The organism is Nocardia transvalensis NBRC 15921 (genome assembly GCF_000308875.1).
Classification (GTDB): domain Bacteria; phylum Actinomycetota; class Actinomycetes; order Mycobacteriales; family Mycobacteriaceae; genus Nocardia; species Nocardia transvalensis.
Window position 1 is genome coordinate 151,205 of record NZ_BAGL01000126.1, and the last position, 12,630, is coordinate 163,834.

At 70.0% G+C, this 12,630-nt stretch carries 12 protein-coding genes; 7 read left to right on the forward strand and 5 right to left on the reverse strand.

Annotated elements, in window-relative coordinates; translation table 11 throughout:
- The first annotated feature begins 22 nt into the window (after positions 1-22).
- On the forward strand, positions 23-421 hold the full coding sequence (locus tag ON41_RS35615) for a VOC family protein (RefSeq protein ID WP_040753228.1): 399 nt from the start codon (positions 23-25) through the stop codon (positions 419-421).
- Here ON41_RS35615 and ON41_RS35620 read toward each other — a convergent pair.
- A complete protein-coding gene (locus ON41_RS35620) occupies positions 403-1,134 on the reverse strand; it encodes a helix-turn-helix transcriptional regulator (protein ID WP_246829666.1) in 732 nt (243 codons plus the stop codon). The two genes, ON41_RS35615 and ON41_RS35620, sit on opposite strands and share 19 nt — an antisense overlap.
- A gap of 139 nt (positions 1,135-1,273) precedes the next feature.
- Between ON41_RS35620 and ON41_RS35625 the strand changes: the two genes are divergently transcribed.
- The 3 genes from ON41_RS35625 to ON41_RS35635 all read left to right on the forward strand — a co-directional run bounded on the left by ON41_RS35625 (position 1,274) and on the right by ON41_RS35635 (position 4,652).
- Positions 1,274-3,127: an APC family permease gene (locus ON41_RS35625; protein WP_085995907.1), complete on the forward strand. Its 1,854-nt coding sequence runs from the start codon at positions 1,274-1,276 to the stop codon at positions 3,125-3,127.
- A 146-nt stretch (positions 3,128-3,273) separates the two neighbouring features.
- The gene (gene mscL, locus ON41_RS35630; RefSeq protein WP_040753043.1) at positions 3,274-3,705 is read left to right on the forward strand and encodes a large conductance mechanosensitive channel protein MscL; all 432 of its coding nucleotides are present in this window, start codon (positions 3,274-3,276) and stop codon (positions 3,703-3,705) included.
- 50 nt (positions 3,706-3,755) lie between these two features.
- Positions 3,756-4,652, forward strand: coding sequence for a hypothetical protein (locus ON41_RS35635; protein WP_040753045.1), 897 nt, complete (start codon positions 3,756-3,758; stop codon positions 4,650-4,652).
- 9 nt (positions 4,653-4,661) lie between these two features.
- Here the strand turns inward: ON41_RS35635 and ON41_RS35640 are convergent, their stop codons facing one another.
- Entirely contained in the window at positions 4,662-5,237 is a 576-nt protein-coding gene (locus tag ON41_RS35640; RefSeq protein WP_040753048.1) for a TetR/AcrR family transcriptional regulator, read from the reverse strand.
- Positions 5,238-5,335: 98 nt separating this feature from the next.
- Here ON41_RS35640 and ON41_RS35645 point away from each other — a divergent pair, with 98 nt between their 5' ends.
- The gene (locus tag ON41_RS35645) at positions 5,336-5,767 is read left to right on the forward strand and encodes a DoxX family protein (protein ID WP_040753051.1); all 432 of its coding nucleotides are present in this window, start codon (positions 5,336-5,338) and stop codon (positions 5,765-5,767) included.
- Positions 5,768-5,782: 15 nt separating this feature from the next.
- On the opposite strand, the gene ON41_RS35650 is transcribed toward ON41_RS35645, so the two are convergent.
- From ON41_RS35650 to ON41_RS35660, 3 genes are read right to left on the reverse strand one after another with little or no spacing between them, the layout of a single operon-like run.
- On the reverse strand, positions 5,783-6,559 hold the full coding sequence (locus tag ON41_RS35650; RefSeq protein ID WP_246829667.1) for an ABC transporter permease: 777 nt from the start codon (positions 6,557-6,559) through the stop codon (positions 5,783-5,785).
- 4 nt (positions 6,560-6,563) lie between these two features.
- A complete protein-coding gene (locus tag ON41_RS35655; RefSeq protein WP_246829668.1) occupies positions 6,564-7,331 on the reverse strand; it encodes an ABC transporter ATP-binding protein in 768 nt (255 codons plus the stop codon).
- A gap of 50 nt (positions 7,332-7,381) precedes the next feature.
- Positions 7,382-10,858: a serine/threonine-protein kinase gene (locus tag ON41_RS35660; RefSeq protein WP_040753055.1), complete on the reverse strand. Its 3,477-nt coding sequence runs from the start codon at positions 10,856-10,858 to the stop codon at positions 7,382-7,384.
- Positions 10,859-11,094: 236 nt separating this feature from the next.
- On the opposite strand from ON41_RS35660, the gene ON41_RS35665 reads away from it, so the two are divergent.
- Together ON41_RS35665 and ON41_RS35670 are read left to right on the forward strand one after the other, a co-directional pair.
- Positions 11,095-11,526, forward strand: coding sequence for a type II toxin-antitoxin system Rv0910 family toxin (locus ON41_RS35665; protein ID WP_040753057.1), 432 nt, complete (start codon positions 11,095-11,097; stop codon positions 11,524-11,526).
- 323 nt (positions 11,527-11,849) lie between these two features.
- Positions 11,850-12,611, forward strand: a complete 762-nt coding sequence (locus tag ON41_RS35670; RefSeq protein WP_040753059.1) for a 3-hydroxyacyl-CoA dehydrogenase — start codon at positions 11,850-11,852, stop codon at positions 12,609-12,611.
- Positions 12,612-12,630 lie beyond the last annotated feature (19 nt).

The window sequence follows — 12,630 nt, forward strand, 5'->3', positions numbered from 1 at the left end:
GCCCGCTTCTATCGTGGCGCACATGACTGTTCGACTGAATGTGATCGGCGTGGTGGTTTCCGATATGGCCGCCGCACTCGCCTTCTACCGCCGGCTCGGCCTGGAGTTCGGGGAGGATCTCGGCGGGCACGTGGAGGCCTCGCTGCCCGGCGGCTTCCGGCTGACGCTGGATACGGAGGAGAACATCCGCTCCTTCGCCCCCGATATCGTCGCGGGCCTGCGACCCGGCTCCGCCGCGGGACGCATCGGGCTGGCATTCGAGTGTGCGACGCCGGCCGAGGTGGACGCGGTATTCGAGGACCTGACCGGCGCCGGGTACCACGGCGAGCTGAAGCCGTTCGACGCCTTCTGGGGGCAGCGCTACGCCAGCGTGCACGACCCGGACGGCAACGGCGTCGATCTCTACGCGCCGCTGGGCTGAGCGTCGCGGGACACCAACTGCCCCAACGGCTTTCCGGCCAGTTCGCGCACCTCGCGGGCGAGGTGGGCCTGATCGGCGTAGCCGGCACGGAAGGCGGTCTCCGCGAACGGGATTCCGCCCCGCGCCAGCGCCACCGCACGCTGCATACGCAGCACCCGGGCCAGCATCTTGGGCCCGTATCCGAAGGCCGACAACGACATCCGGTGCAGCCGCCGGGAGCCGAGGCCGAGTTCGTCGGCCACGGCCGCCACGGCGGCGCCGGTCTCGAGCCGCCGCACGATATGCGGCAGCACCGGATCGGCGGGCGCGACCTCGGCGGCGCGGCGGCGGGCCAGCTCCTCGAGCCCGGACAGGGGATCGTCCGCCGACGCCACCATCCCCGTCAGTTCCCGCACGCGCGCCGCGGACCACAGTTCCGTCAGCGGCACCCGGCTGTCGATCAGCTCGTGCGCGGGCACGCCGAGCAGCGCGGGCGCGGTGCCGGGATAGAACCGGATGCCGGAGATCCGCGTCCCGATACCGGCGCCCGGCACATAGCCGCGCGTATCGGGGCCCGCCACGACCAGCCGCTCCCCGGTCCACAGCACATCCATGCAGCCGTCCGGCAGCACCGGCGCGGCATCTCGCGCCGGCATACTCCGCGACCACACGACGGCGCCCGCGACGACCTCCGACGGACGCTCCCGATACGCGGACGGCGGATCGATCTCCACCCGCCCGACAGTAGCGCGCCACGCCGCGGTAAACACCGGCGGCGACGGCGGCCGGCCGTAATCTGAGACGCGTTTCGGCCACACCGCCCGCCGCGCCGCCTCGAAGGAGACCACCCGTGGATCGACCCGCCCACCGGCCGTGATCCGCAGGGCTCCGCACCCGCGCGGCCCGGATCGCGTCGACCCGACCGTCCGGATCCGGGACCGCCGGCTGCGCCGCCACCACCGCGGCGACGCCTACCGGCTCACCGCCCTCGGCGGCCTCGCCGCGCTGTCGCTGGACGCGCTGTCCAGCATCGCCTACGGACCCGAGGCGATCGTGTCCGTCCTGGTCACCGCGGGCGAATCCGCCGTGCGCTACACGGTTCCCGTCGCGGCCGCGATCACGGTGCTGCTGCTGGTGCTGGTCGTGTCCTACCGGCAGGTGGTGGCCGCGTTCCCGGACGGCGGCGGGTCCTACGCGGTGGCAAAGAGCGAATTCGGGCGGCCCGCCGGCCTGCTGGCGGCGGCGGCACTGGTGATCGACTACGTGCTGACCGTGGCCGTCAGCCTCGCGGCGGGGGCGGCGGCGCTGGGCAGCATCTTCCCTGTCATCGCCGACCATCTGCTGGCCACCGAGCTGATCGCGCTGGCGGTGATCACGGCCGTCAATCTGATCGGCATCGCCGAATCCGCGAAGGTGCTGATGGCCCCGGCCGTGCTGTACATCGTGGTGATCGGCGCGGTCATCGTGCTCGGACTGCTGCGGTCGGAGCCGGTCGCCACCATCGGGACCCCGCTCACCTTCCACGAGGCGCCGGGCGTGATCGGCCCGCTGATCCTGTTGCGCGCCTTCGCCGCCGGCGGATCGTCGGTGACCGGCGTGGAGGCGACGGCCAACAGCGTGCCGTCCTTCCGCACGCCGGCGGTGCGGCGCGCGCAGCACACCGAGGTGGCCATGGGCCTGCTGCTCGCGGTGATGCTGCTCGGGGTCGCGCAGGTCATCGCGACGCACCGGGTGCTGCCACGCGAGGGAGTCACCCTGCTCGCGCAGCTGACGGCCGCCGCCTTCGGCACCGGGATCCTGTTCTACGTCGCCAACCTGGCCGTCGCCGGGGTGCTGGGGCTCGCGGCGAATACCAGTTTCGGCGGGCTGCCGGTCCTGCTGAGCCGCCTCGCCGACGACCATCGCATGCCGCACCTGTTCGCCCTGCGCGCCGAGCGGCCGGTGTACCGGTTCGGCGTCGCGGCCCTCGGCCTCGCGGCGGCGCTGGTGCTGCTGCTCGTCGACGCCCGGGTGGACCGGCTGCTGCCGCTGTACGCGATCGGGGTGTTCATCGGTTTCACCATCAGCCAGTCGGGGCTGGTGCGGCACTGGGTCCGCGACCACGGGCCGCGCTGGGGATGGAAGGTCCTGCTCAACGGCTTCGGCGCGGTGCTCACCGGGATCGCGGCCGTGGTGTTCTTCCTGGGCCGGTTCACCGACGGCGCCTGGCTGCTGCTGTTCCTGATTCCGGCGCTGATGCTGCTGTTCGACCGCACCGAGCACTACTACCGGCAGGTCGCCGCCGAACTCGGGATGGGCACGACGATCCCGGCGCCGCGGCGCGATCCGGCCGAGCGCACCGTCGTGGTCGTGCCGGTGGTGGCGGTCAGCGGGCTCACCCGCCGGGCGCTCGACGCCGCGCTGAGCCTGAGCGACCAGGTCCATCCGGTCACGGTGGACATCGATCCCGGCACCACCGCCCGACTGATGGACCAGTGGAACTCCTGGGATCCCGGACTCGATCTGCGCGTCCTGCCCAGCCCGCATCACGGCATGGTCGAGCCGATCGTCGACTACGCGCGCGACCTCACCGGACCCGGCGTGCAGGTGGTCGTGCTGTTGCCGCGCATCGAACCACGCAAGCGGCGGTACCGGATCTTGCACAATCAGCGCGCGCCGATCATCGCCGAGGCGCTGGACCGGCACACCGACGCGATCGCCGCCACGATCACCATCCACCTGGACTGACACCCGCCGACCGGCGCGAGACGGCAACCTTTGGGAGAATCTCCCCCGGACGGACCGGCCGCCGATCGATTGCTGATCGTTCGCTGCCGGTCGTTAGAATCCGTCGAGATAAACGTAATCGGTTCAGATTGGGGTTGCAGCGCGCCATGCTCAAGGGTTTCAAAGACTTCGTGATGCGCGGAAACGTCATCGACCTGGCGACCGCGGTGGTCATGGGCACCGCGTTCACGGCGGTGGTCAGTTCGGTCACCAAGGGAGTCGTGGAACCGCTGCTGGCGATCATGGGCACCAACGGCCAGCTGGGCCTGGGCTTCCAGCTGGTGCCCGGCAAGCCCGCCACATTCGTCGCCATCGGCCCGATCGTCAGCGCCGCGGTCGACTTCGTGATGGTGGCGGCCGTGCTGTACTTCGCGCTCATCCTGCCGATGAACCACTTCAAGAAGCGCTTCGGCGGTAAGAAGAAGGTCGAGCCCACCCAGACCGAGCTGCTGAGGGAGATCCGCGATCTGCTGGCAGCCCAGGCGAAGGACGGCCGCTCGACCGATGCGGTGCGGGTGACGATGGACAAGGCGAATTAGAGTAGCGCCCTACTCGCGCAGTGGAGGCGTGCACGGCGCACCCTCGAAATGTGGCACAGCACAAACTTTTCTGCATTCCGGGAACCTGGGAGGCCGTCACCGCGGCCGAGGAGTTCGGGCGGATCGAACCGCGCACCGAGATCGGGATGCTCACGGGTGTCACCGATCTGCTGGATCGCCGGGTCTTCGAGGTCGTCTATCTCAACTATCCGAGTAATTTCGGCCCCGTCGCCGGCGGGGGCGACAGCCTGCTCGACACCCTGGGAAGACCTTCCTACCGGGTGGCGCGCGACCTGGGCGTGAGCGAACTGGTCCGGCTGATCCGCGAACACCGCGGCGGTTTCGGCATACTCGGCTACGGGCAGGGGGCCGCGGTGGCGTCACTGGTCGGGCGGGAACTGGTGTCCGGCACGCTGCGCGACCGGATGCGCGACTGCCACTGGCTACACACCTTCGCCTCGCCGCACCGCGGTCCGGGCCATACCTTCCCGCTCGGCAATCAGCTGGCCGGACAGGGCATTTCCGGTGATCCGATCACCGACACCGGCACCGTCGACTGGTTCGACTACTGCCTGCCCGGCGACGTCTACGGCGACGCCGACCTCGCCGACACCTACCTGGCCCGCGCCTACGAGCTGGCCATCGAACTGCCGCTGCGGGATCCGTTCGCGACGATCGCCGAGTGCAGCGACAGCCTGCTGCGCGGGCGGCTGCGCGATGTCATCGCCGAACTGGGCGAGGAGCCGGCGCTGGTGGTGGGCAAGGCGGGCATCACCGCCGCGACGCTGGCCACCGTCCTGCAGAACTATCCGCACGACAAGTACGCGGTGCGGGAGATCCTGCCGGGCACCTCGGCGCTGCGGCATTCGGCGAATCATCTGAACTTCTGGGGGCCACGGGTGGAGGCCGACGAGGATCTGACGGTGACGCCGGCGCTACGACACTGAGCTCGACGGCTATTCCCTTCCGGCACCGGCGAATTCGACGGCGGCGACCATGTGCCGAGCCAGTTCCTCGGGGTCGTCGCCGCCGAGTTGCGAACCCTCCAGCGCGCCTTCGCGCCACAGTGAGGCGAATCCGTGCACGAGCGACCAGGCCGCCAGCTGCGCCGCTCGGCGCCCCTCCGGCGCGACGGCCAGATATGTTACGCCCGAACTCAATTCGGCGCCCGAACGAGCCCGCGCCGCCGCCAGCCGTTCGTCGTCGCCGCGCAGCAGATCCCGTCGGAACATGACGTCGAAGTGTCCCGGATGATTCCGGGCGAAGCGGATGTAGGCGATCGCCACGTCCCGGAAATCGCCCGCCGCGGCGCGTAATTCCTCGGCCAGCAGATCGAATCCCTCGATCGCGAGCGCGGTCAGCAGGCCCTGGCGGTTACCGAAGTGATGGGCGGGCGCGGCGTGCGAGACCCCGGCCCGCTGGGCGAGGGCCCGCAGCGAGACCGCGTCGACGCCCTCGGCCGCGATCTGGTCGGCGGCGGCCCGCAGCAGCGTGGTGCGCAGGTCGCCGTGGTGATAGGCGGTCTTGGTCACCTCTCGATGGTCGCGCAGAATCTAGACATTGACAAGTTCCTCGGACGGACTTAATCTAGCCACTGTCAAGATTGGCTCGACCCCCTCAGGAGCCCCCGATGGCACCGCTCATCGTTCTCATCGCCGTCACCGGACTGGCCCGCCTCGCCGGCTGGATCCAGGTCGACTGGCTCGATTCCTGGCCGCACGCCGTCCGCATCGGCCTGGCCGCGATGTTCCTGCTCACCGCGAGTGCCCACTTCCTCCGGCCGCGCCGCGACGCGCTCATCGCCATGGTCCCGACCCGCCTGCCCGCCCCCGCCGGGCTGGTCACCCTGACCGGCGTTTTCGAGGCCGCCGGAGCCGTCGGCCTCCTGATCCCGCCGGTCGCCCCGGTCGCCGCCATCCTGCTGGCGGTCCTGCTGCTCACGATGTTCCCGGCGAACGTCCGAGCCGCCCACGCCGACCTCGGCATCAAGACCATGCCCCTCCCCCTCCGAACCCTGGTCCAGGTGGTGTTCCTCGCGGCCTGCGTCGTCGCGGCATTCTGACCGGCCCACCCGGCACTAGGCCGGGAGTTCCACCAGTCGCTGGGCGTCGTCGAACAGGCGGTGTTCGGCGACGCGGGCGGCGGCCAGGGCGGCGAGGGCCGCGGCGGCGAGCAGCATGTACATGACGACGATCTGGTAGCGGATGGCGGTCAGCGGCTCGACGCCCGCGAGGATGAGGCCGGTCATGGCGCCGGGCAGGGTGATGAGGCCGACCACCTTGGTCGAGTCGATCGCCGGGACCAGGGCGGTCCGCAGCGCCGAGCGCCGGTACGGCAGGAACGCCTGGCGCGCGGGCAATCCCAGGCACAGCCGCGCCTCGACCTCGGGCCGCGCCGCACGGGCATCCTCGTGCACGCGTCGCAGCGCGATCCCCGTGGCCTGCATGGCCCCCGAGACGATCATCCCGCCCACCGGCACCACCACCCGAGCCTGCGTCGAGATCACCCCGAGCAGGATCAGCGCACCGAGGGTGATCACGGTGCCGAACGCGACCCCGACGGTCGCCGCCCGGATCGCATGCGGCACACCGGCTCCGCGCCGCCCCGCCACCTGCCCCGCGATCACCACCATCAACGCCACCCACCCCAGCGCCCCCGGCAACCCGGTATGCCGGAACAGCACCAGCAGCACGGCCCCCACCGCGACCAACTGCACCGCCGCCCGCACGGCCGCGATCACCAACTCCCGCGTGATCTGCAACCGCTGCCGATACGCGATACCCGCCGCCACCGCCACCAACAGCAGCGAGGCCGCCACCCCGGGCCAGTCCGGCACCGAAAGACCTTCAGTCACAACACTATCCATTCTTCGAACCAGCATCGGACGATGCCTGCGGACCGGGCGGCAGGGCTTCGGGGTGGGAGGCCGTGGGCGGGTCCTCCGGGGGCGCTTGGGGGTTCGTGGGGGTCGGCGGGGGTGTGGGGCCCATGGCGCCGAGGGGGGCGAGGTGGCCGTTTTCGAGGAGGTGAATGTCGTCGGCTACCGCGCCGGTGAAGACGCTGTCGTGGCTGACGAGGATCGCGGAACCGCCGGCTCGGCAGTGGGCGCGGAGCAGGTCGCCGATGACGGAGGCGGCGGCCTCGTCCAGGGCGGAGGTGGGTTCGTCCAGGAGCAGGACCTCGGGCTGGACCGCGAGGGCGCGAGCCAGGCATACGCGCTGCGCCTCGCCGCCGGACAGTTCTGCGCAGCGCCGGTGCACGAACGTCTCGGGCAGGCCGACGCGCTCGAGCAGTGCCCCGACCTGCTCGTCCCACAGCGACGGCCGGCCCACCCGGACCTCGTCGACCACGACCTCGGTCAGCAGCACCGGATGCTGCGGCACCAGACCGACCCGCTGCCGCAGCTCGAGCACGTCGAGCTCATGGATCGGAACGCCGTCGAGCAGTATCCGGCCGCCGGCCGGCTCCCCGAGCCGGTTGAACAGCCGCAGCAGGGTCGTCTTCCCCACCCCGCTCGGCCCCACCACCGCCGTGCACCGTCCGGCCACGACGGTGAGATCGATACCGGCGAAAAGCGTGCGCCCACCGTAGGCCACACCAACTTGCTCGAGGACGATGCTGTGCACGGCCCCACCATGCCGCACCGCCGCCGATATCGCAGCCCGAGCCCCTTCCACTACATCGTCTGCGCCGCGTGCGCCTCGACCAGCTCGGTCAGAAATTCCTCCGGAACCTCGGGCCATTCGGGATCCCACCGCCCGGCCCGCTGATCGGCGCGCAGTGCCGCCAAGGTATCGACCACCCGCGGCCCACCGTCCAACACGTAACGCACCGAGCCGAATTCGGCACATTGCGCACACACCTTGGCCAGCAACGCCTTCGCCTCGCCGGTGTGTCCCGCAGCGGCCAGACAGGCGATGAGCATGCGGCGCGCCTTGAGAAGTTCGCGGGGACGGCCGAGCGTCTCGAGCCGATCCACCCATTCCCGCGCCCACCGGCACGCCAGCGCCGTCTGCTCGGGTTCCTCGCGGGTGAGCAGCAGCCGGATAGCGGTGAATTCCTCGTACAGCACGGTGAATTCGTCGATGGCGTCGACCGGCGTCCGCCGCCGCTCGTACTCCACCACCGGCAGCGGCCCGAACTCCGGATGCGGCGGCAACCCCAGCCGCAGCCGCTCGTTCTCCACCTCGGCCGCCAGGCGCGGCAGCGACATCGCCCGCGCGATCCGCGCCCCCTCGTTGAGCCGCCGGATCGCTGCCGCCCGATCGCCGACCAGCGCCTTGATCCGCGCCCCGACCACATACCGGGCGAGCTTGAAATCGACCACCCCGGCCTCCGGCCCGAGCTTGAAGCCCTCGTCCAGCAGCCGCTCCGCGTCGGCGATCTCCCCGCGCTCGTAGAGCAGCTCTCCCAGCAGCGATCCGGCCAGGCGCGCACCGTAGGAGTGCGTGCCGCCGGTGTGCTTGGCCACCTTGAGCGCTCGCCGGAAGTACTGCTCCGCGCGCGGGATGTCCAGCCGCAGACTGGCCGCCGTCCCGAGAAAGCACAGACCGTGAATGTTGTTGTAGAAACCCTTGTTTCGGCGCATATACGGCGCCGACCACTCCTGCATCCGCAGCGCCTCGTCGAAATCACACCGGTACCCGGCTGCGAAGGTGGCGACATTGGCGCCGATCGCCACCACGTACGGCGACAGCTGGTCGGCCCGCGCGAAGCACGGCGCCAGCATGTCCTCGACGCCGCTCAGCACATCGCCCCGCACCGTCACCACGGCCTGCACCACGCCCGCCTCGGCCCGCAGCGCCGCCGCCCTCGCCTCGTCGAATCCGCCGCGATCCAGCTGTCGTTCGACCAGCCGTAGCGCCCGTACGGCCGGTTCGGCCCGGTGCAGCAGGATATTGGCCCACGCCAGATCCAGCTGCAACCGCGGATGCGTCTCGATGATCGTCGCGGGCAGCTTGCCCACCAGCCCGATCAGGCTGGCCATCTGCCCGTATTCGAGCAGCGCCATCCCGTCCTGCTCCACGATCTCCACCGCGCGGCCGTCGTCCCCGGCCAGCAGCGCGTGATCCACCGCCTCGCTGACGTGCCGATGGTCGGCGAACCAGCGCGACGCGGCCCGGTGCAGCTCGGTGATCCGTTCCGGCGGACCGTGTTCCAGCCGCTGCCGCAGGAAATCCTGGAACAGATGGTGATACCGGTACCACTCGCCGTCGTCGAGCCTGCGCAGGAACAGATCTCGCTGCTCGATCTGTTCCAGCACCGCACGCCCGTCGTCCACGCCGGACAGCGCCGCCGCCAGCTCGCCGCAGGTGCGTTCCGTGATCGAGGTCGCCACCAGGAAATCCAGGATTCCGGGTTCCAGTGTGTCCAAGACGTTCTCGGCCAGATACTCGCCGATGGCGTGGTGCCGCCCGGTCAGCCGGCCGATGAGCGTTCCGGGATCGTCGCTGCCACGCAACGAGAGCGCCGCCAGCTGCAACGCGGCAGCCCAGCCCTCGGTCGATTCGATGAGGTCCTCGACATCGTCGCGATCCAGCTCCAGCCCGCCCAGGTCCACCAGGAAGCTTCCGGCCTCGTCGGCGTCGAAACGCAAGGCGGCGGTGTCGATTTCGACCAGCTCGTCACGGGCGCGCATGGAACTCATCGGCAGTCCGGTCCGATGGCGGCTGGTCACCACGACATGCAGTGCCGGACTGCAATTCTCGACGAGGAACCGCAGCGCGTCGGTGGTCGACGGCCCGGTCACCCGATGCCAGTCGTCGATGACGACCACGAGATCCTCACCGCGCCGGTCGATATCGTTGATCAGCGACGTGAGCACGTATCGCCCGGCCTCGTCCCCGTGCTCCTCGAGCAGGTCGCCCAGTTCCCGCGCCAGCGCCGGCCGCACCACCCGGACCGCCTCGATCAGGTGCGACAGGAACCAGACCACATTGTTGTCGTCGTGGTCGACGGTCAGCCAGGCCACGGCGGTCGACTCGGCCGCCAGGGCGCCGCACCACTGCGCGGCCAGGGTGGTCTTGCCGAATCCCGCCGGTCCGTGGATCACCGCCAGCCGCCGCCCGCGACCGTCCCGCAACGCGCGAATCAGTCGCTCGCGCGATACCAACTCCCGGGTCGGCACCGGCGGACGCAATCGGGTGGCGGCCACCGGCGGACCGGGTGTGCGGGCCGTATTCTGCTGCGACGTATGGCGATACCCGGTGGGCGTGACGGCCGAGCCGCGCGCGGCAGGTTCGGCGGCCGGGGGCAGCGGGATCGGCACCTCGTCGGGCGCCAGCCCGTGCCGCACCTGGACATCGCGCAACAGCGCGCCGAATTCGGCAGCGCTGGCGGGTCGGTCGCCGCGGTCGCGGGCCATCGCCCGCTCGATCGCCGCGGTCACGTCCGCCGGCAGTCCCGCCTCCCCCAGGTCCGGCACCGGCTGTTTGGTGATGCGCAGGAACTGCGCGACGAGTTGCTCGCCGTTGCGCCGCTCGAATACCGCGTGTCCGGTGGCGGCGCAGAACAGCGTCGACGCCAGGCCGTAGACGTCGGCGGTGACATCCGGCGCGTGCCCTTGCAGCACCTCCGGCGCGGTGAAGGCGGGCGAACCCGTGACGGTGCCCGCGGTGGTGACGAAACCGCTTGCCAGCCGGGCGATTCCGAAGTCGGCCAGCTGCGGCTCACCGTACTCGTCGAGCAGGATGTTGCCGGGTTTCACATCGCGGTGCAGCATGCCGCGGCGGTGCGCGGTCTCCAGCGCGCCGGCGATCCTGATCCCGAGACGCACCGTCTCGGGCCAGCCGAGCGGCCCGTAGTCCTGAATGCGGGCGTCGAGCGATCCGTGTGCGTGGTACGGCATGACGAGGAACGGCCGCCCGGTCGCGGTGGACCCCACCTCGTACACGTCCACGATATTGGGGTGACCGCACAGCTGTCCCATCGCGAGCTGTTCGCGCACGAAGCGTTCCAGGTTCTCCGATTCCAGATCCGCGGTGAGCACCTTGATCGCCACCGTGCGTTCCAGCGCCGGCTGAAAGCACCGGTAGACGACTCCGAAGCCACCCCGGCCGATCTCGGTGGCGCCGGTGAAACCGGCGGCGTCGAGTTCCGCCGCGAACCCGGAGATCAGGCCGCGTTGCGTGGAGAGTGGATCGATATACGCCACGACGACCTCGATACAACATTCGACCGGTTACTTTCGAGGATATTCCGGTCGCGCCGATTAGGTAGCCCCTTGTTATCTGTGCGCCCGGGTATCCCGCCGCGGCCTGGGGCGACGCCTTTGCCGTATGCCCGCGTGTTCCCGCCGCGGTCCGGGCCGACACCTTTCCTGCATGCCTGCGCATCCCAGCCGAGGCCTGGGCCGACGCCGCCACGGGCCGGAATGGATAGCATGCACGCGTGGCAAAACTGAAGGTATCGGTCGACGTGCCGATTTCCCCCGACGAGGCGTGGTCGCACGCGTCGGATCTGCGTGAGCTGCATCAGTGGCTGCTCATGCACGAGGCATGGCGAGGCAGCGTTCCGGACGAGCTGACCCCCGGGACCGAACTGGTCGGAATCGCGTCGGTGAAGGGCCTGCGCAACCGCGTGCGGTGGACGGTGCGCACTGCCGAACCGCCGAAGCGCCTGGTCCTCAGCGGTTCCGGGAAGGGCGGCACCAAATTCGGGCTGGAGTTGCGGGTGGCGCCGAAGAACGACGGATCCGAGGTCACCGTGGATATCGATCTGGGCGGACGCCCACTGTTCGGGCCGATCGGCTCGACGGTGGCGCGGGCGCTGCGGGGCGATATCAATCGTTCGCTCGACCGCTTCGTGGAGCTGTACGCCTGACCGACCGCACCACACGACGACCGGATGCCGCATGCGCCGCATCCGGTCGTTGTCGTTGTGCCGCAGTTTGCCGCCGCCCACTCCAAAACTGTAACATGTTCCAGTTGGGCGAGGAGTCCGTCTGCTGGCGAACTGCACCGAACATCGAGATCGGGAAAACCACTCTTTCCGATCGTTCGTTTATGCCTTCTAGCTGGCCTTATAGTTAATAGTCCGGAGATCTACCAGCATCCGAATCCCTCCCCGATGAGGCGAATCTCTATTTACTTACCGCGCGCGAGACCGCTAATCTGACCGGGACTCAGAACAGAAGGGAAGGTCTCATGCAGATCGACAATGCCGTAGCCGTGGTGACCGGCGGCGCGTCCGGCCTCGGCCTGGCCACCGTCCGGGAACTGCACGGACAGGGCGCGAAGGTGGTCATCATCGACCTGCCGTCCTCCGACGGCGAGGCCATCGCCAAGGAACTCGGCGCGGGCACGGTCTTCGCCGCCGCCGACGTGACCAGCGAGGAGCAGGTCACCGCCGCCCTCGACGCCGCCCAGGGACTGGGTGATCTGCGCATCGCGATCAACTGCGCCGGCATCGGCAACGCGATCAAGACGGTGAGCAAGAAGGGCGCCTTCCCGCTCGCCGACTTCACCAAGGTCGTGAACGTCAACCTGATCGGCACGTTCAACGTGATCCGCCTGGCCGCCGAACGCATCTCGGCCACCGAACCGGTCGGCGAGGAACGCGGCGTCATCGTCAACACCGCGTCGGTCGCGGCGTTCGACGGCCAGATCGGCCAGGCCGCCTACTCCGCCTCCAAGGGCGGCATCGTCGGCATGACCCTGCCGATCGCCCGCGATCTGTCGAGCCTGAAGATCCGCGTGAACACCATCGCCCCCGGCCTGTTCCACACCCCGCTGTTCGCCACCCTGCCCGAGGAGGCCATCGACTCCCTCGGCGCCCAGGTCCCCCACCCCTCCCGGCTGGGCAACCCCACCGAATACGCGGCCCTGGCCCGCCACATCGTCGAGAACCCCATGCTCAACGGCGAAACCATCCGCCTCGACGGCGCCATCCGCATGGCGCCCCGCTGAGCGCAGGCTCCCCGCGGGG